General features: G+C 67.8%; 11 protein-coding genes. 10 read left to right on the top strand and 1 reads right to left on the bottom strand.

All coding sequences use genetic code 11. The annotated features are described in order from the left end of the window. Positions 1–123: 123 nt before the first annotated feature. Positions 124–3,969, bottom strand: coding sequence for an ATP-dependent RNA helicase HrpA (gene hrpA / locus LXT13_RS02935; RefSeq protein WP_233370104.1), 3,846 nt, complete (start codon positions 3,967–3,969; stop codon positions 124–126). A 38-nt stretch (positions 3,970–4,007) separates the two neighbouring features. On the opposite strand from hrpA, the gene argA reads away from it, so the two are divergent. From argA to grpE, 10 genes are all read left to right on the top strand, one after another. Then, positions 4,008–5,351 (top strand): amino-acid N-acetyltransferase, encoded by a 1,344-nt coding sequence (argA, locus tag LXT13_RS02930; RefSeq protein ID WP_233370103.1) that lies wholly within the window; start codon positions 4,008–4,010, stop codon positions 5,349–5,351. Between the two features lie 85 nt (positions 5,352–5,436). Beyond that, a complete protein-coding gene (locus tag LXT13_RS02925; protein WP_233370102.1) occupies positions 5,437–5,715 on the top strand; it encodes an oxidative damage protection protein in 279 nt (92 codons plus the stop codon). A 303-nt stretch (positions 5,716–6,018) separates the two neighbouring features. Continuing rightward, positions 6,019–6,315, top strand: coding sequence for an H-NS histone family protein (locus LXT13_RS02920; protein WP_233370101.1), 297 nt, complete (start codon positions 6,019–6,021; stop codon positions 6,313–6,315). 261 nt (positions 6,316–6,576) lie between these two features. Beyond that, a complete protein-coding gene (locus LXT13_RS02915; RefSeq protein ID WP_233370100.1) occupies positions 6,577–9,735 on the top strand; it encodes a putative bifunctional diguanylate cyclase/phosphodiesterase in 3,159 nt (1,052 codons plus the stop codon). A gap of 4 nt (positions 9,736–9,739) precedes the next feature. Further along, on the top strand, positions 9,740–11,665 hold the full coding sequence (gene dnaG, locus LXT13_RS02910; RefSeq protein WP_233370099.1) for a DNA primase: 1,926 nt from the start codon (positions 9,740–9,742) through the stop codon (positions 11,663–11,665). Between the two features lie 334 nt (positions 11,666–11,999). Next, entirely contained in the window at positions 12,000–14,246 is a 2,247-nt protein-coding gene (rpoD, locus tag LXT13_RS02905) for an RNA polymerase sigma factor RpoD (RefSeq protein ID WP_233370098.1), read from the top strand. Between the two features lie 170 nt (positions 14,247–14,416). Beyond that, positions 14,417–15,385, top strand: a complete 969-nt coding sequence (locus LXT13_RS02900; RefSeq protein ID WP_233370097.1) for an adenylate/guanylate cyclase domain-containing protein — start codon at positions 14,417–14,419, stop codon at positions 15,383–15,385. Between the two features lie 45 nt (positions 15,386–15,430). Further along, entirely contained in the window at positions 15,431–16,528 is a 1,098-nt protein-coding gene (gene hemH, locus LXT13_RS02895) for a ferrochelatase (RefSeq protein WP_233370096.1), read from the top strand. Next, positions 16,525–16,950, top strand: coding sequence for an RNA-binding S4 domain-containing protein (locus LXT13_RS02890; protein WP_233370095.1), 426 nt, complete (start codon positions 16,525–16,527; stop codon positions 16,948–16,950). The genes hemH and LXT13_RS02890 overlap by 4 nt, the downstream gene beginning before the upstream one ends. 82 nt (positions 16,951–17,032) lie before the next feature. Further along, positions 17,033–17,554 (top strand): nucleotide exchange factor GrpE, encoded by a 522-nt coding sequence (gene grpE, locus LXT13_RS02885; RefSeq protein ID WP_233370094.1) that lies wholly within the window; start codon positions 17,033–17,035, stop codon positions 17,552–17,554. Positions 17,555–17,599 lie beyond the last annotated feature (45 nt).

Here is a 17,599-nt window from a genome sequence, read left to right as displayed (position 1 = left end):
GCAGCGTGGCCGGCCCCCAATGCAGGCGCCGAAATGCGACGGATTTCCACCCCAGACCTCTGCAAACGTTGCCTGGCGTGCAGCAACTCACATTCGGCCGCACGACGCGGCAGCCCGGAGCACTCAGCCAGTCAGCTGAGTCCAGACCTTGTCCAGCCGCTTGACGCTGACCGGCTGCGGCGTTCGCAGCTCCTGCGCGAACAGGCTGACGCGCAGTTCCTCCAGTTGCCAGCGGAAGTCGTCCAGCCGGGCGTCCTTCACGCCCTTCAGTTCGGCGACGCGCCGGGTGTAGCGCTGCTCCAGCGGCTTGACCTCGGCCATCAGCTTGGCGTCGCGAGCGGCATCGGCACGGAGCTTGTCCAGCCGCGCGGTGACGGCCTTCAGGTAGCGCGGCAGGTGCTGCAGCTGCGGCCACGGCGTGTCCAGCGCGAAGCGCTTCGGCACGAGCCGCTGCAGCTGCGCCGCGATATCGTCACCCACGTCCTTGGCCGGTCGCGAGTCCTTGAGCTTGCGGCTGGCGTTGGCCAGCTCCTGCAGCACGGCGTGCACGGCACGCGCCACCTCCTGCGCAATCAGGTTCAGCCGGCTGCGGCCCTCGTCGATGCGCTTCTTAAAGCCGATCGGGTCGGTGGGCAGCGGGTCGGCCAGGAAGGCGCGGTCCAGCGCGACGCCGATGATCTGGTCGCGCAGATCCTCGGCCGTGCCCAGGCCCATGAAGAGGACGGACATGCGCTGCAGGTCGGGGATGTTCTTCTCGAGGAACTTCAGCGGCTCCTTGAGCTGCAGCGCGACCAGCCGGCGCAGGCCGGCGCGATGCCTGGCAGCGGCGACCTCGGGCTCGTCGAACACCTCGATCTCGACATGGTTGCCCTTGTCGATTAGCGCCGGGAAGCCTATCAGCGTCTGGCCGCCCTTACGGACTTCCAGCAGCTCGGGGAGCTCGCCGAAAGTCCAGTCGGTGTAGGCGGCGCTCGCATCACGCGCCGGCTCTGGGTTTTTGACGACCTCGGCGCGTATGCCCTTGCCCGCCATCGGCGCGGGTGCCGGCTTGGGCGCCTCTTCCTTGGTGGGCAGCTTCAAGGCGGCGAGTGCCTGGAAGGCGGAGCGCGCCTGCCCGCCCAGCTCGGCCTTCAGCGCCGCGAGCTGACGCCCCTGGCCCAACTGGCGGCCATGCTCGTCGACGACGCGGAAGTTCATGAACAGGTGCGGTGCCAGTTGCTCCAACTTGAAATCGTTGCGCTGAACGGCGAGCTGGGTGCGGTCCTTCACGGCGCGCAGCAGCGTGTCCACCAGGCCACCCTGGCAGAACGGCTGCAGCTCGATGAACTCGGCGACGAAGTCCGGCAGCGGTGTCAGGCGCGCGCGCGGCTTCTGGTGCAGGCTCTTCAGCAGCGCCGTCACTTTTGCGGCGAGCATGCCGGGCACCAGCCACTCGGCGCGCTCTTCGCTGACCTGGTTCAACGCAAAGATGGGCACGGTGACCGTCAAACCATCGCGCGCGTCGCCAGGCTGGTGCAGATAGGTCGCCGCGCAGTCCACGCCGCCCAGGCGGATGACCTTGGGGAAGGCTTCGCTCGTGACGCCCGACGCCTCGTGGCGCATCAGCTCGTCCTGGCTGAGCTGCAGCAGCTTGTCATTGCCCTTGCTCGCCTCGCGCCACCACTTCAGCAGCGTGGCGCCGCTGAACACATGCGCCGGCAGCTTGTCGTCGTAGAAGGCGTAGATCAGCTCATCGTCGACCAGCACGTCCTGGCGGCGCGACTTGTGCTCCAGCGCCTCGACCTTGCTGATCTGGCGGCGGTTGTGGCCGATGAACGGCAGTTGCCGGACGAGGTCTTCCGGCAGCTCGTCGTTGACCAGCCCCTCGCGGATGAAGATCTCGCGAGCGGCCTTGGGATCGACACGACCGAAGTTCACGCGCTTGTTGCTGTACAGCACGATGCCGTAGAGCGTCGCCCGCTCCAGCGCCACGACCTCCGCGGCCTTCTTCTCCCAGTGCGGCTCCAGCAGCTGAGTCTTGATCAGGTGGCCGGCGATGGGCGGCAGCCACTGCGGCTCGATGTTCGCGAGCCCACGGCCGTACAGCCGCGACGTGTCGACAAGCTCGGCCGCAACGATCCAGCGGCCCGGCTTCTTGCTCAGGTGAGCGCCCGGATGGCGGTAGAACTTGATGCCGCGCGCGCCGAGGTACCAATCCTCGTCATCGCTCTTCTGGCCGATGTTGCCCAGCAGACCGGCCAGCATGGACAGGTGGATCTGCTCGTAGGTCGCGGCGCTCTGGTTGAGCCTCCAGCCATGCTCGGCCACGACCGTCTGCAGCTGAGAGTGCACGTCGCGCCACTCGCGCACGCGGCGCGGGCTGACGAAGTTCTCGCGCAGCAGCGCCTCTTGCTTGCGGTGCGACAGCTTGTGTTCCCCCTCGCCACCGCGGCTGTCGCCCAGCCACTTCCACAGCTTCAAGTAGCCCATGAACTCCGACTTCTCGTCGTCGAACTTCTTGTGCTTCTCGTCGGCGGCTTGGGCCGCCTCCTGCGGGCGGTCGCGCACGTCCTGGCCCGACAGCGCCGACGCGATGACCAGCACCTCGGTCAGAGCGTCACGCGTGCGCGCCTCCAGGATCATGCGGCCCACGCGCGGGTCCAGCGGCAGGCGGGACAGCTCCTTGCCCAGCGGGGTCAGCTCGTTGCTGTCGTCCGTCGCCCCCAGCTCGTTGAGCAGCTGGTAGCCGTCGGCAATCGCCTTCGGTCTTGGCGCTTCCAGGAAGGGGAAGCGCTCCACATCGCCCAGGTGCAGCGACTTCATACGCAGGATGACGCCAGCGAGCGACGACCGCAGGATTTCCGGGTCGGTGAACTTCGGCCGCTCGTTGAATTCCTTCTCGCTGTACAGGCGCACGCAAATGCCGTTGCTGACGCGCCCGCAGCGGCCCGCCCGCTGGTTGGCCGCCGCCTGGCTGATGTTCTCGATCAGCAACTGCTCGACCTTGTTCCGATAGCTGTAGCGCTTGACGCGTGCCAGGCCCGGGTCGATGACGTAGCGGATGCCCGGCACCGTCAGCGACGTCTCGGCCACGTTAGTGGCGAGCACGATGCGGCGCGCGCCGTGCGGCTCGAACACCTTGTTCTGCTCGGCTTCAGAGAGCCGCGAGAACAGCGGCAGGATGTCCACGCCCGGTGGGTGATGCTTGCGCAGCGCCTCCGCCGCCTCGCGGATCTCGCGCTCGCCGGGCAGGAACACCAGCACGTCCCCGCCGCCCTCGCGCCACAGCTCATCGACCGCGTCGCAGATAGCGTTGTTGAGGTCGTATTCGCGGCTTTCCTCGAACGGGCGGTAGCGCTGCTCCACCGGGAACAGGCGGCCACTGACCATCAGCACCGGCGCCGGCCCCTTGGCCGACTCGAAGTGCTTCGCGAACCGGTCCGCATCAATGGTGGCCGACGTGACGACAATCTTCAGGTCCGGCCGGCGCGGCAGCAGCTCGCGCAGGTAGCCCAGCAGGAAGTCGATGTTGAGGCTGCGCTCGTGGGCCTCGTCGATGATGAGCGTGTCGTAGGCCTTCAGCAGCGGGTCGCTCTGCGTCTCAGCCAGCAGGATGCCGTCGGTCATCAGCTTGACCGATGCGCCCTTGGACAGCCGGTCCTGGAAGCGGACCTTGTAGCCCACCACCTCGCCCAGCGGCGTCTTCAGCTCCTCGGCGATGCGCTTGGCCACGCTGCTGGCGGCAATGCGCCGCGGCTGAGTGTGGCCGATCAGCCCGCCGCCGTTGACGCGACCGCGGCCCATCGCCAGTGCGATTTTCGGGAGCTGCGTCGTCTTGCCGGAGCCCGTCTCACCGCAGACGATGACGACCTGGTGGTCGGCCATCGCCTGCGCGATCTCGTCGCGCCGCGCGCTGACGGGCAGGCTTTCAGGGAAGGAAATGGAAAGAGCCGGTTGAGACAACCGGCTCTCGGGTCGTTCGGAATTCATTGAAGCCGATTGTCCCGCAGGCCCGAGAATCCCGCCCCATGACCGGCCTCGTCTTCCCCCACACCTTCGTGCCTTGGTTCCGCGCCGTGGCGCCGTACATCCACGCCTACCGCGGCGAAACCTTCGTCGTAGGCATGCCGGGTGAGCTGGTGGCCGCCGGCAAGCTGAACGCCTTCGTCCAGGATCTGGCCATCCTGCACGCCATGGGAATCAAGATCGTGCTGGTGCACGGTTTCCGGCCTCAGGTCAACGAGCAGCTGGCCGCCAAGGGCCAGCAGCCGCGCTACAGCCACGGCCGCCGCATCACCGATGCCGTCGCGCTGGACTGTGCCCAGGAGGCCGCCGGGCAGTTGCGCTTCGAGATCGAGGCCGCGTTCAGCCAGGGCCTGCCCAACACGCCAATGGCCAACGCGACGGTGCGTGTCGTCTCCGGCAATTTCCTGACCGCCCGGCCGGTCGGCATCGTCGACGGCGTGGACTTCCAGCACTCCGGCCTGGTCCGCAAGGTCGATGCCGCGGCGATCCAGCGCGCCATCGACATCGGCGCCATCGTGCTGCTGTCGCCGTTCGGCTTCTCGCCCACCGGCGAGGCCTTCAACCTGAGCATGGAAGACGTGGCCACGGCCACCGCTATCGCGCTGCAGGCCGACAAGCTACTGTTCGTCTGCGAATCGGCCGGCGTGCCCGAGAACCCGGCCGACCCCGACAGCCCCATCGACACCGAGCTGGCGCTGGCCGATGCGGAACGCATGCTCGCCAAGGCGTCGCCTTACCCCGAGACCACGGACGCCGCTTTCTACCTGCGCCACTGCGCCGAGGCCTGCCGCGCTGGCGTGGAGCGCTCCCACATCATCCCGTTCTCGGCCGACGGCGCGCTGCTGCAGGAGGTCTACACCCATGACGGCATCGGCACCATGGTCGTCGACGAAAAGCTGGAGAGCCTGCGCGAAGCCAGCTCCGACGACGTGGCCGGCATCATCAAGCTCATCGAGCCCTTCGAGCGCGACGGCACACTGGTCAAGCGCAGCCGCACGGAGATCGAACGCGACGCCGAGCTGTACACCGTCATCGAGCACGACGGCGTCATCTTCGGCTGCGCGGCGCTATATCCCTATGTCGAGGCCCGCACGGCCGAAATGGCGGCGCTGACGGTGTCGGCCGAGGTACAGGGCCAGGGCGACGGCGACAGGTTGCTGAAGCGCATCGAGCAGCGCGCCAAGGCCATGGGCCTTGACAGCATCTTCGTGCTGACGACACGCACGATGCACTGGTTCATCAAACGCGGATTCCAGCAGGTCGACCCGGAATGGCTGCCCGAGGAACGCAAGCGCAAATACAACTGGGACCGGCGTTCGCTAGTGCTCGTCAAACGATTCGGCTGACGGCTGAAGCCCCACGCAGTTCACCCAAACGGCTGGCAGGCTAAAGTGCCAGCCGTTTCTCTTTCCCGTGTTTCAGGAGCCCGCCATGCCCCGCACCGTCCAATGTGCCTATCTGAAGAAGGAAGCCGAAGGGCTGGACTTCCCGCCGTATCCCATCCATACCGAACTGGGCAAGAAGGTGTGGGAAAACGTCAGCAAGGAAGCCTGGGCGGCGTGGATGAAGCACCAGACCATGCTGGTCAATGAAAACCGGCTGAACCTCGCCGACCTGCGCGCCCGGCAATACCTGATGCGCCAGGCCGACCAATTCTTCTTCGGCACCGGCGCCGAGGCCGTCGCCGGCTACGTGCCGCCCAGCAACTGATTAAAAGCGCCGCTGTTGCGCATTTCTTCGCAAACATTGCCAAGGGCCGGGACGCAAGTCGCCGGCCCTTGGAGTATCTGCAGCGCAGCGCCGACCATGTGGCGAGCCAGCTGCGGTTTGCAAACTGCGGGCTCCAAATGAAAACCCGTAGCGGGGCGCCCACGAAAACCCTTGCATTAACCCCCTCCTCGCGATTTAATTCGCCCCACGGAGATATTCGCCGGCTCGTGTGCCGGCCTGCTCCGAGGCCGCAGCGGCCACCGCCGCGAGTCTCAACGCTCAAATCGCAAGAGGAATAGCAGCATGTCCAGTCTCAAGGAACTCCTGGCCCAACGCGCCGCGCTGGATGAACAGATCAATCAAACCAAGGAGAAGGAACGCACCGAAGCCATCTCCAAGGTCAAAACCTTGATGAGCGAATATGGCCTGACGGTGGCGGATCTGAGCACGCGCACACCCAAGCCGGCCAAGGTGTCCAAGGTGGCCGCCAAGTATCGCAACCAGGCCACCGGCGAAACCTGGAGCGGCCGCGGCCTGCAACCGAAATGGCTGAAGGCGGCGATCGCCGGCGGCGCCAAGCTGACCGACTTTGCCGTTTGAGCCGGCTTAATCCGCCGAAACGGCGGCGCGCCCAGCCAAGCGCACCCCCACAAATCAGGGCCATCCTCGGGATGGCCCTTTTCTTTTGCTGCGGCCCCACGCCCTAAACTCGGCCGCATGCTTTTCGTCACACCGCTTGCACCGCCTTGCCAGGAGTTTCAACCGGGCACGACATGGGCAGGCAACGACGAAATGAGGCTTCTGGCCAACCACCTCCATCGCCTCTGCCCGCCGAATCCGCAGGGCGCGGCTACCTGAGCCATGGACCTGAGTTCCAGCCTCGGCGACTCCCTCGATACCCGCCTTTCAGGCGTGACGGCGTCGGACCCGGGTTCCACCACGACGCTGCCGCCAGGGCCGCGCCGGATCAAGGACCGACGTGGTTCGCGGCGGCTGCGACGCGTGGGCCTGGCCGCATTGGCCGGGTTGATGGGCGGCATCGTGATCGCCTGGGTGCTGGCCGGCCAGATGCTGCCCGCCGCGCTGCGCCTGCCTCAACCCGCCGGCAGCCTGCCGGCGGCGGGATGGTTCCTGCCCATGCTGATCGTCGCGCTGGGATTGACGACGCTGTGGCGGCTCGGCGCCTGGGTGTTGCCGGCCGTGATGCCCGGGCTGCTGCTCGGCTGCAGCGTCCCGCTGCTGGCCGTGCCAGGCACCAGCCCGCTGAGCCTGCTGGCGTCCCCGCCGCTGCTCGGCACGCTGGCCCTGCCGCTGGTGGCTGCCGGACTCAACCGCACGCTGATGCGCCGCTTGGGCCTGACGGGTCGGCTGGCCGGTCGTCGCGATATCGGCCTGTTCGGGCTGCTCGCCGGCATCGTGGTGCCACTGCTGGCGGGCCTGTCGGCCTTGGCGATGCAACTGGCCGGAGGCGTGCCTCGCCCCGAGGCGGGGGCCGTTGCGCTGCAACTGGGCGGCGCCTGGGCGCTGGCGCTGCTGGCCGCCGGGACGGCACTGCAAGCCGGCTCACAACGCCCCCAGCGCGACGAACGCTGGCCGGGCCTGGCGCTGGCGGCCATCGCGGTGATGCTGCAGGCTGCGCAACACGAGCTGTCCGCCAACCCGGCCCTGCTGCTGGCGCCGCAACTGCTGCTATGCCTGCACGCATGGCAGGCGTCGCCCCGCCACAACGCGCAGCTGGGCGTGGGCCTGCTGGCGCTGTGGGCCCTGGGAACGCCAGGGGGGCTACTGAGCCACGTCGCCGGCGGCGTGCTGGCCCTGCTGCCGCTAACCGTCATCGCGCTGAGCCAGCACCGCCTCCGTGACCGCGACGGCTGGCGAACCGCGCTCGACGCCCAGGGCCTGGCGCTCGCCGAATGGCGCCTGCCCAGCAGCCGGCGCCATGCGTCTGCCCGCTGGGTCGCGCTAACGACCGAACCCGGCGCCGCGCCCAGCGACGGCCCGCTGGACTGGATGCGGGCCGTGCACCCGCGCGACCGCGAGCTGTCGCGCCGCGCGTTGCGCGAACTGCTGGGCCGGCCCGGCAACGACCGCCTGGGCCTGTCGTTGCGCATCGCAGCCGATGGCGGCGACTGGCGCTGGCACGAGCTGCAGGCCCATGTGCCGCAGCGCGACCGCAAGGGGCGCGCCCGCAACCTCGTCATGACCCTGGCCGACGTGAGCTGGCGCCACGCTTCCGAGGAGCGCGAGCGGCTCTCGGCCACGCTGTTCCAGCAGGCAACGGAGGGCCTCGTCATCGTCGACATGCAATGGCGTATCGTCGAGGTCAACCCCGCCGGCTGCGAGATCCTGCACGCCACCCGCGAGACGCTGATCGGCCGGCTGGCGGCGCCGCTGAGCGTGGCCAACCTGCAGCGCAGCGGTTACCAGCCGGGCGATCTCCAGGCCGCCCTGATGGCCGGCCGCAGCTGGAGCGGCCAGCTTCAGGCCGAGCTGGATGACGGCGGCCACCACGTCTTCGCCGCCCGGCTCAGCCCCGTGCCCGAACCGGATGACGCCCCGGCACGCTGGCGGCTGCTGAGCCTCAGCGACCTGGGCGAGAGCCTGCGCCAGCAGGAGCTGCTGCGCCGCAGCCTGCGCTACGACCTCGCCACCGGCCTGCCCAACCGCGAGGAATTCATGCGCCTGCTGCCCGAGGCAATGGCCGCAGCCAACCGCGACGGTTTCAAGCTCGTCATCGGCGTCATCGACCTGGACGACTTCGCCAGCGTGAACGCCCAGCACGGCCAATTGGTGGCAGACGCGGTGCTGCTGCAGCTCAGCGGCCGGCTGCAGTCCACACTGCGCGGCGCGCGCGGCTCGCGGCCCGACACGGCCGACCGGCTCGCACGGCTGCACGGCGATGAGTTCGGCGTGCTGCTGCGCGTTCAGACACCCGAGGAAGGCCAGCGCGCCGTCGACCGGCTGCTGGGCCTGCTATCCACGCCGGTGGCCATCCGCGAGAGCCGCGTTGGCGACGGGCTGGCACTGGAGATCGGCGCCAGCATGGGGGCGACGCTGTTCCCGCTGGACGACGCCGACCCCGAAACTCTGCTGCGCCACGCCGGCCACGCGCTGTACCGGGCCAAGCACGCGGGCCGCAGCTCCGTGCAGTTCCACAACCCCGCACTGCACCAGCGCGACGAGGCCGCGCTCATCGCGCTGGCGCAGCTGCAGCATGCGCTGGACAACGACGAGCTGCAGCTGCACTACCAACCGCAGATCGACCTGCGCACCGGCCTGGTCATGGGCGCAGAAGCGCTGCTGCGCTGGCGCCACCCGGAGCGCGGCCTGCTGACGCCCGCGCATTTCCTGCCGCTGACGGAAACGTCCGGCCTGGCGGTGCAAATCGGCGACTGGGTCATCGAGCAGGCGCTGGCCCAGGCAGCCGCCTGGCGGCGCGACGGCATCAACGGCGGTCGCGGCCTGCCGGTCAGCGTCAACGTCGGCGCCCGGCAGCTGTGCCGGCCCGATTTCCCGCAGCGCCTGCAGGAGCTCATCCAGCGCCACCCACCGGGCATGGCGGCATTGCTGAACCTGGACGTGCTGGAGTCCGACGCCCTGGCCGAAACCGAGGCCACGCAGGCACTCATCCAGCGCTGCCTGGCGCTGGGCGTGGGCATCGCGCTGGACGACTTCGGTGCCGGCTACTCGCACCTGGCCTCCCTCAAGCGCCTGACGGTGGACACGCTGAAGCTCGACCGCAGCTATGTGCAAGGCATGCTGGGTGACGCCCAGGACCTGTCGCTGGTGGAGAGCGTCATCGGCCTGGCGCGCAACATCGGCTGCGCGGTGCTGGCCAAGGGCGTCGAAAGCCGGGCCCATGCCCGCGAGCTGCAGCGCCTGGGCTGCCGGCTGGGCCAGGGCAACGGCATCGCCGCGGCGATGCACCCGATGGCACTGCCGGACTGGATCGAGGGCTTCGTCGGCAACGACTGGGCCGGCCCGCTCAAACCGCCCACCCAGACTCCGTCCTTAAACTGACGGGGTGATTCCACCCGGCTTCATCCACGACCTGCTGGCCCGCGTCGACATCGTCGACGTGGTGGGTCGGCACGTCGAACTGAAGAAAGCCGGCATCAACCACAAGGGCCTGTGCCCCTTCCACGGCGAGAAGTCGCCCAGCTTCACCGTCAGCCCCAGCCGCCAGACCTACCACTGCTTCGGCTGCGGCGTGCACGGCAACGCGATCGGCTTCCTGATGGAGCACACCGGCGCTGGCTTCGTCGAGGCCGTGGAGGACCTGGCGCAGCAGGTGGGCATGCAGGTGCCACAGGACGAACGCTCGCCCGAACAACGCGAGAAGGCCAAGGCCGAGAAGGCCAAGCAGCAGAGTCTGACCGATGTGCTGGCCCGCGCGGCGGACTTCTACAAGGCCCAGCTGCGCAAATCGCCGCGCGCGGTGGCCTATCTCAAGGGCCGCGGCCTTACCGGCCAGATCGCCGCCCGCTTCGGCCTGGGCTATGCGCCGGAGGGCTGGCGGTCGCTGGCCAGCGGATTCCCGAGCTACGACGACCCGCAGTTGGTGGAATCAGGCCTCGTCATCACGCCGGACGTCGAACCCGGCGAGGACGCCAAGCGATACGACCGCTTCCGCGACCGCGTCATGTTCCCGATCCGCAACGTTCAAGGCGAGGTCATCGGCTTCGGTGGCCGCGTGCTGGACAAGGGCGAACCCAAGTACCTGAACTCGCCCGAGACGCCGGTCTTCCACAAGGGCCGCGAGTTGTACGGGTTGTATGAGGCTCGCACCGGCTTGCGCCAGCGCGGCTATGCGCTGGTGGTCGAGGGCTACATGGACGTCGTGGCCCTAGCCCAGCACGGCTTCGACAACGCCGTCGCGACGCTGGGCACAGCCTGCACGGCCGACCACGTTCACAAGCTGTTCCGGTTCACGGAGTCGGTCGTCTTCAGCTTCGACGGCGACGCCGCCGGCCGACGCGCCGCCGTGCGCGCGCTCGAAGCCGCCCTGCCCCACGCGACCGAGACGAGAACGGTGAGATTTCTGTTCTTGCCGCCTGAGCACGACCCGGACTCCTATGTGCGCGACCTCGGCGCTGAGGCCTTCGAGCGCTGCGTCGAAGGTGCCGTGCCGCTGTCGCGCCAGCTGTACACGGTCGCCTCCGAAGGTTGCGACCTTGGCACCCCGGAAGGTCGCGCCCGCATGCTCAAGCAGGCCCATCCGTTGTGGAGCCTGCTCCCCGAGGGCCTGCTGCGCCGCCAGTTGCTGGGCGATCTGGCCCGACAGGGGCAGATGGCCGAAGTGGAGCTACAGGCGCTCTGGCTGGGCGAGCCTGCTGCCGCCGCCGCGCCAGCACCAGCACCGGACCAGGCCCAGACGGCGTCAGCCGGCAAGGCCGAACGTCCGCGCTGGCAGCCCAAGGCCGAGTGGAAAGGCAAAGGCGAGTGGAAAGGTAAAGGCGACTGGAAACGCAAGGGCCGCGACGACGATGCGCGACCCGCAGGACCGAGGGCAACACCGACGGGGCATACCGACACTGCGGTGCGCCTCTTGCTTCAGTACAACGAGCTTTGGGACCACCTGACCGACGAGGACCGCTCGCTGCTGCATGACTTGGCTGGTGTCCATGGCGACCTCATGCGGTGGCTGGAGCGTCGAATGACCCATCACGGGTCGGCGCCATGGGCGGCAGTTCAGACCAGCCTCGAAGCCGATGGCCTCGCCGGATCGGCAGCCCTCGTCATGCGCGCTGCACGCGATCTCGGGGAAGACGCGGAACCGGCCCAGCAATTGTCCGCGGCGCTGCGTGAACTCTGGATCGCGCAAATCCAGGCCGATATCACTGACATTCTGAACCGAACGCCGCTGAACGATGCCGACATGCAGCACTACCGTCGACTGCGCGCCCAGGCGGATGATTTGCGCGGACGCGGCGGCTCGACAACGGCATAGCCCGGCCGGAACACCGGATTTTGAATTCGGGGTGAATTTGGCAGATAATCCTGTGTTTTCCGCGCGCGTCAACAAGAGTGACGGCAGAGAGATGCCGGGCCCGGCCACCTTGCGAAACAAGGCAACCGACGAGTTTTGAAGGCCACCACATCCGCCACCTCTGCACTCCAAACGATCACGCCAGCTTGTTCGCGCCACACCGGGTCCCTCGCACCAGCGATACCCGGTGATGAAAGCCACCGCCCCCAGCCCCGCCGGTTCAAGTCCGTGCCCGGGCCGGCAGCGGTGGCTGCCGCATTTCTGAATTGACCGCGCAACCCCTCGAAGGACCTGCATGACCGCCAAGAAGACCGCGACCAAGGCCGCCCCCGCTCCTGCCGAAGAGCTCAAGAAGAAGCCGGCTGCCAAGACGGCCGCTGCCGAGGCCGCCCCCGCGAAGGTGGCCAAGGCCGCCGCGAAGACGACCGCCAAGGCAGCCGCAGGTGACGAGGACAAGCCCAAACGCGGTCGCAAGCCCAAGGCCGCCACCGAGAACAAGAAGGCGGCCAAGAAGGGTGGCGAGGAGGAAGAGGAAGACTTCTCCGACATCGACGCCGAGCTGGAGGGCGAGGAGCCCGAGGCCGAAGAAGCAGCCGTTGTCGAGGAAGAGACCGTCAAGGCCAAGCCGCTGCGCATGAAGGTCAGCCGCGCCAAGGAGCGCGCGCTGATGCGCGAGTTCGGCCTGGAAGAGACCGCGCTGACCGAAGAGGAAGCCGTCAAGCGCCGCAGCGAGCTGAAGACGCTCATCAAGATGGGCAAGACGCGTGGCTTCCTGACTCACCAGGAAATCAACGACCACCTGCCCGAGAAGCTGGTCAGCGAAGAAATCCTCGAAGCCATCGTGTCGATGCTCAACGACATGGGCATCGCCGTCTACGAGCAGGCACCCGACGCCGCCACGCTGCTGATCCAGGGCAGCACGACCGCAACGTCGACGGAAGAGGAAGCCGAGGAAGCCGCCGAAGCTGCGTTGTCCACGGTGGACTCCGAGTTCGGCCGCACGACCGACCCGGTGCGCATGTACATGCGTGAGATGGGCACCGTGGAACTGCTGACGCGTGAAGGCGAAATCGAGATCGCCAAGCGCATCGAAGGCGGCCTGCAGGCCATGATGCTGGCCATCTCGGCCTCGCCGACGACCATCGCCCACATCCTCGAATACGCCACCAAGATCCGCGCCGGCGAGATGCAGATCTCCGACGTCGTCGACGGCTTCGTGGCCGAGGACGAGGCCGACGACTACGTGGCCGAGGAAGACTTCGACGAGTTCGACGAGGAAGACGACGACGATGGCAACGGCGGCTCCAAGGCGCTGACGAAGAAGCTCGAAGAGCTGAAGAACGCCGCGCTGGTCAAGCTGGACTCGATGTCCGTCTCCTTCGACAAGATGCGCAAGGCCTTCGAGAAGGAAGGCTACAAGTCGCAGTCGTACAACAAGGCGCAGCAGGCCATCAGTGCCGAGCTGATGACAATCCGCTTCACGGTCAAGACCATCGAGAAGCTGTGCGACATCCTGCGCAGCCAGGTGGACGACGTCCGCCGTTACGAGCGCGAGCTGCGCAAGATCGTCGTCGACAAGTGCGGCATGCCGCAGGAACACTTCATCAAGACGTTCCCGCCCAACGCGCTGAACCTGAAGTGGGCCGAGAAGGAAGTCGCCGCCGCCAAGCCGTACAGCACCATCCTGAGCCGCAATCTGCCGCCGGTGCAGGAGCTGCAACAAAAGCTCATCGACATCCAGGCCAAGGCCGTCGTGCCGCTGGACGACTTGAAGGACATCAACAAGAAGATGAACGAGGGCGAGAAGGCCTCTCGTGACGCGAAGAAGGAAATGATCGAGGCCAACCTGCGCCTCGTGATCTCCATCGCCAAGAAGTACACCAACCGCGGCCTGCAGTTCCTGGACCTGATCCAGGAAGGCAACATCGGCCTGATGAAGGCGGTGGACAAGTTCGAATATCGCCGCGGCTACAAGTTCTCGACGTACGCGACGTGGTGGATCCGCCAGGCCATTACGCGCTCCATCGCGGACCAGGCCCGCACGATCCGCATCCCGGTTCACATGATCGAGACGATCAACAAGATGAACCGCATCTCGCGCCAGCATCTGCAGGAGTTCGGCTACGAGCCGGACGCCCCGACGCTGGCCGAGAAGATGGAGATCCCGGAAGACAAGATCCGCAAGATCATGAAGATCGCCAAGGAGCCGATCTCCATGGAAACGCCGATCGGGGACGACGACGACAGCCACCTGGGCGATTTCATCGAGGACACGAACAACACGGCGCCCATCGAGGCCGCCATGCAGGCCGGCCTGCGCGACGTGGTGAAGGACATCCTCGACTCGCTGACGCCGCGCGAGGCCAAGGTGCTGCGCATGCGCTTCGGCATCGAGATGCAGAGCGACCACACGCTGGAAGAAGTCGGCAAGCAGTTCGACGTCACCCGCGAGCGCATCCGCCAGATCGAGGCCAAGGCGATCCGCAAGCTGAAGCATCCCAGCCGCTCGGACAAGCTGCGCACGTATCTGGACAACCTGTAAAGGTTGGCCAGGACGTGGTTCGCGCCAGCGAACTGCCGCGCAGCGGCAACGCGACCTGCGCCCTGACTCGCATCGCGAGGCAGGGCGCAAGCTCCGCACCTGCTGCGACGGCAACCTGTGATGCACAAAGGCCGGCTCGTCCGGCCTTTTTGACGGCCTAAACTCCCTTCATGACCGCGATCCGCGAGCGCACCGTTCTTTTTGCCGACCTGCGCGGCAGTACCGGGCTCTACGAGTCGCTCGGCAATGCCGAAGCCAGCTCTCTCGTGACGCAGACGGTCAGCCAGATCAGCGAGGCCGTCCTGGAAAGCGGCGGCCAGCTCATCAAGACGCTGGGCGACGGCCTGATGGCCGCGTTTGAGACGCCGCGCGACGGCGTGCGAGCCGCGCAACGCATGCAGGAACTGCTGGAGAAGACCGTGCAGCGCGCGCGGCGGCTCAGCAACCCGGCCATGCTGGCGCTGCGCCTGCAAGTGGCCCTTGCGCGCGGCGAGGTCGTCGAGCTCAACGGCGACTGCTTCGGCGACGCGGTCAACGTCGCGGCCCGGCTCATCGACCATGCGGGCGACGGCGAAATCCTCGTCACCGCCGAGGTACTGGCCGGCCTGCACCACGCCTCCAAGGGTCGCTTCCGCAGCCTGGATCGCATCTCCGTCCGGGGCCGCGTCGAGGCCGTGCACGTCTACCGGCTCGACGCGTCGCCACTAGCCAGCGCTGACGCCGCCGCCACCCAGTTCGGCGAGCCGATGCGCTCGGTGGAGCCTGACGGCATGCGACTCATCTGGCATGACCTGGACCGCGTGTTCGACATCGGCGCCATGCCCATCGTGCTGGGCCGCAGCGTGCAGGCCACCTACTGCATCACCGACGCGCGCGTGTCTCGCTCGCACGCCCGCATCGACTGGCAGGGCAGCAGCTTCGAGCTGACCGACCTCTCCTACAACGGCACCTACGTGCGCTTCGGCGATTCCGGTGAGCTGCTCAGCCTCAAGCGCGGCAGCTGCACGCTGCACGGCAGCGGCGTCATCGGCCTGGGTGGCCCGCCGACGGACGAGCTGTCGCCCATCGTGCGCTTCGAGGTGCTGCACTTCGCCGACACCGAGCCGCAGGCCTTCGGCGCCTCCCGCACACGCCGATGACGCGGGCCGACCCGCGCCCCGGCGCTCGACCCGCCAACAACCGACATGCCCTTCCTTCCTGAACCGTCGCATCGCCACGGCGCCACGCCGTCCGGACCGGACACCGCCGTGCTGCTGTGCAACCTCGGCACGCCGGAAGCGCCCACCGCACCCGCGCTGCGGCGCTACCTCGCGCAGTTCCTCGCCGACCCGCGCGTCGTCGAGATCCCGAAGCTCGTCTGGGCGCTCATCCTGCACGGCATCATCCTGCGCGTGCGGCCAGCCAAGTCGGCCGCCAAATACGCCACCGTCTGGACGCCAGAGGGCTCGCCGCTGAAGGTGTGGACGAGCAAGCAGGCCAAGCTGCTGCAAGGCTACCTCGGCGAGCGCGGCCTGCGAGTGCGGGTGGCCTTCGCCATGCGCTATGGCGAGCCGTCCATCGCCGCTACGCTGGACGCCCTCAAGCGCGAAGGCGTGCGCCGTGTACTCGTGCTGCCGGCCTACCCGCAGTACTCCGGCGCGACGACGGCCAGCGTCATCGACGATGTGGCCCACTGGGCCCTGCAGACTCGCCACGTGCCCGAACTCCGCTTCATCAACTGCTACCACGACGACACGGCCTACATCGCCGCCCTCGCGCAGACCGTGCGCGAGCACTGGCAGCGCGAAGGCCGCGGCGACAAGCTCGTCATGAGCTTCCACGGTATGCCCGAGCGCACGTTGCACCTGGGCGACCCGTACCACTGTGAATGCCTGAAGACCGGCCGGCTGCTGGCCGAGTCGCTGGGACTGAAGGACGGCGAGTGGCTGGTGACCTTCCAGAGCCGCTTCGGCAAGGCCAAGTGGCTGGAGCCCTACACCGAGCCCAGCCTTGTCAAGCTCGCCCAGGGCGGCCTGAAGACGGTGGACCTCATCTGCCCCGGCTTCTCGGCAGACTGCCTGGAGACGCTGGAAGAAATCAACCAGGAGGCCCGCGCCGCCTTCCTGGCCGCCGGCGGCCAGCGCTTCGGCTACATCCCCTGCCTGAACGACCATCCCGCCGGGATGCGCGCGCTGGCCACGCTGGCCGAGCGCCACCTGCAAGGCTGGCCGACCGACGCGCCGCACCCGGACACGCTGGCGCTGCAGCACCAGCGTGCACTGGCCGCCGGAGCGCGCGAATGAGCGACGCCTCGTCCGGCATGCGGCTGGACAAGTGGCTCTGGGCAGCCCGCTTCTACAAGACACGCGCCCTGGCCGTCGAGGAGATCAACCTCGGCCGCGTGCGCGTGGGCGGCCAGCCGGTCAAGCCGGCGCGGGACGTCAAGGTGGGCGAGCTTTTGACCATCCGCACCGGCGCCGTGACGCGCGAGGTGGAGGTCAAGGGCCTGTCCGCCCAGCGCGGCCCGGCGCCACAGGCGCAACTGCTCTACGCCGAGACGTCCGCCAGCATCACGGCCCGAGAGGCAGCGGCCGAGGCGCGCCGCCTGGCACCCGAGCCCGCCGCCGCCATCGAACAGGGCCGCCCCACCAAGCAGGACCGCCGCCGCCTGGCGGATTGGGAACGGTGGTCGGTTTCGGTCGATGACTTGGACGATCCGGGTTGACCCGGATAAACCTTTTCCGATCTCCCCTCTTGAAACCGGGACATCGCGCCCCACGTCAGCGCGATTCCGACCCCTTTTTGCCATGACGACCGACACCCCCCTGCCCGAAGACGGCGCCGGCGCCACCGAGCCCACGGCCGCTGAACTGAACCCCGAGATCAAGATCGCCGAGCTGGAAGGTCGCCTCGCCGAGATGAGCGATGCCTACCTGCGCGCCAAGGCCGAGGTCGAGAACGTGCGCCGCCGCGCCGATGAAGACATCGCCAAGGCACGCAAGTTCGCCGTCGAAGCCTTCGCCGAGGCGATGCTGCCGGTGATGGACAGCATGGAAGCTGCGATCGCCACCCCAGGCGCCGCCGTCGAGACGGTGCTGGAGGGCGTGCACGCCACGCGCCGCCAACTGGCCAGCGCGCTGGAGCGCAACAAGGTTATCGAGGTGAACCCGCCCGCCGGCACCAAGTTCGACCCGCATCAGCACCAGGCCATCTCGATGGTGCCCGCCGAGCAGGACGCCAACACGGTCGTGACGGTGCTGCAGAAGGGCTTCCTCATTGCCGATCGCGTGCTGCGCCCGGCGTTGGTGACTGTCGCGGCGCCGAAGTAATTCACAGCCTGCCGCCCCTTGAACGCGGCCGAGTTATCCACAAAT

The organism is Pelomonas cellulosilytica, assembly GCF_021353265.1.
Classification (GTDB): domain Bacteria; phylum Pseudomonadota; class Gammaproteobacteria; order Burkholderiales; family Burkholderiaceae_C; genus Pelomonas; species Pelomonas cellulosilytica.
Note: the sequence above shows the minus strand (reverse complement) of the source record. Positions and strands in the feature narration are given on the sequence as shown.

Excerpts from the sequence above, each read along its gene's own strand:
- hrpA (WP_233370104.1), bottom strand. The coding sequence starts at position 3,969 with ATGAATTCCGAACGACCCGAGAGCCGGTTGTCTCAACCGGCTCTTTCC.
- argA (WP_233370103.1), top strand. The coding sequence starts at position 4,008 with ATGACCGGCCTCGTCTTCCCCCACACCTTCGTGCCTTGGTTCCGCGCC.
- LXT13_RS02925 (WP_233370102.1), top strand. The coding sequence starts at position 5,437 with ATGCCCCGCACCGTCCAATGTGCCTATCTGAAGAAGGAAGCCGAAGGG.
- LXT13_RS02920 (WP_233370101.1), top strand. The coding sequence starts at position 6,019 with ATGTCCAGTCTCAAGGAACTCCTGGCCCAACGCGCCGCGCTGGATGAA.
- LXT13_RS02915 (WP_233370100.1), top strand. The coding sequence starts at position 6,577 with ATGGACCTGAGTTCCAGCCTCGGCGACTCCCTCGATACCCGCCTTTCA.
- rpoD (WP_233370098.1), top strand. The coding sequence starts at position 12,000 with ATGACCGCCAAGAAGACCGCGACCAAGGCCGCCCCCGCTCCTGCCGAA.
- LXT13_RS02900 (WP_233370097.1), top strand. The coding sequence starts at position 14,417 with ATGACCGCGATCCGCGAGCGCACCGTTCTTTTTGCCGACCTGCGCGGC.
- hemH (WP_233370096.1), top strand. The coding sequence starts at position 15,431 with ATGCCCTTCCTTCCTGAACCGTCGCATCGCCACGGCGCCACGCCGTCC.
- LXT13_RS02890 (WP_233370095.1), top strand. The coding sequence starts at position 16,525 with ATGAGCGACGCCTCGTCCGGCATGCGGCTGGACAAGTGGCTCTGGGCA.
- grpE (WP_233370094.1), top strand. The coding sequence starts at position 17,033 with ATGACGACCGACACCCCCCTGCCCGAAGACGGCGCCGGCGCCACCGAG.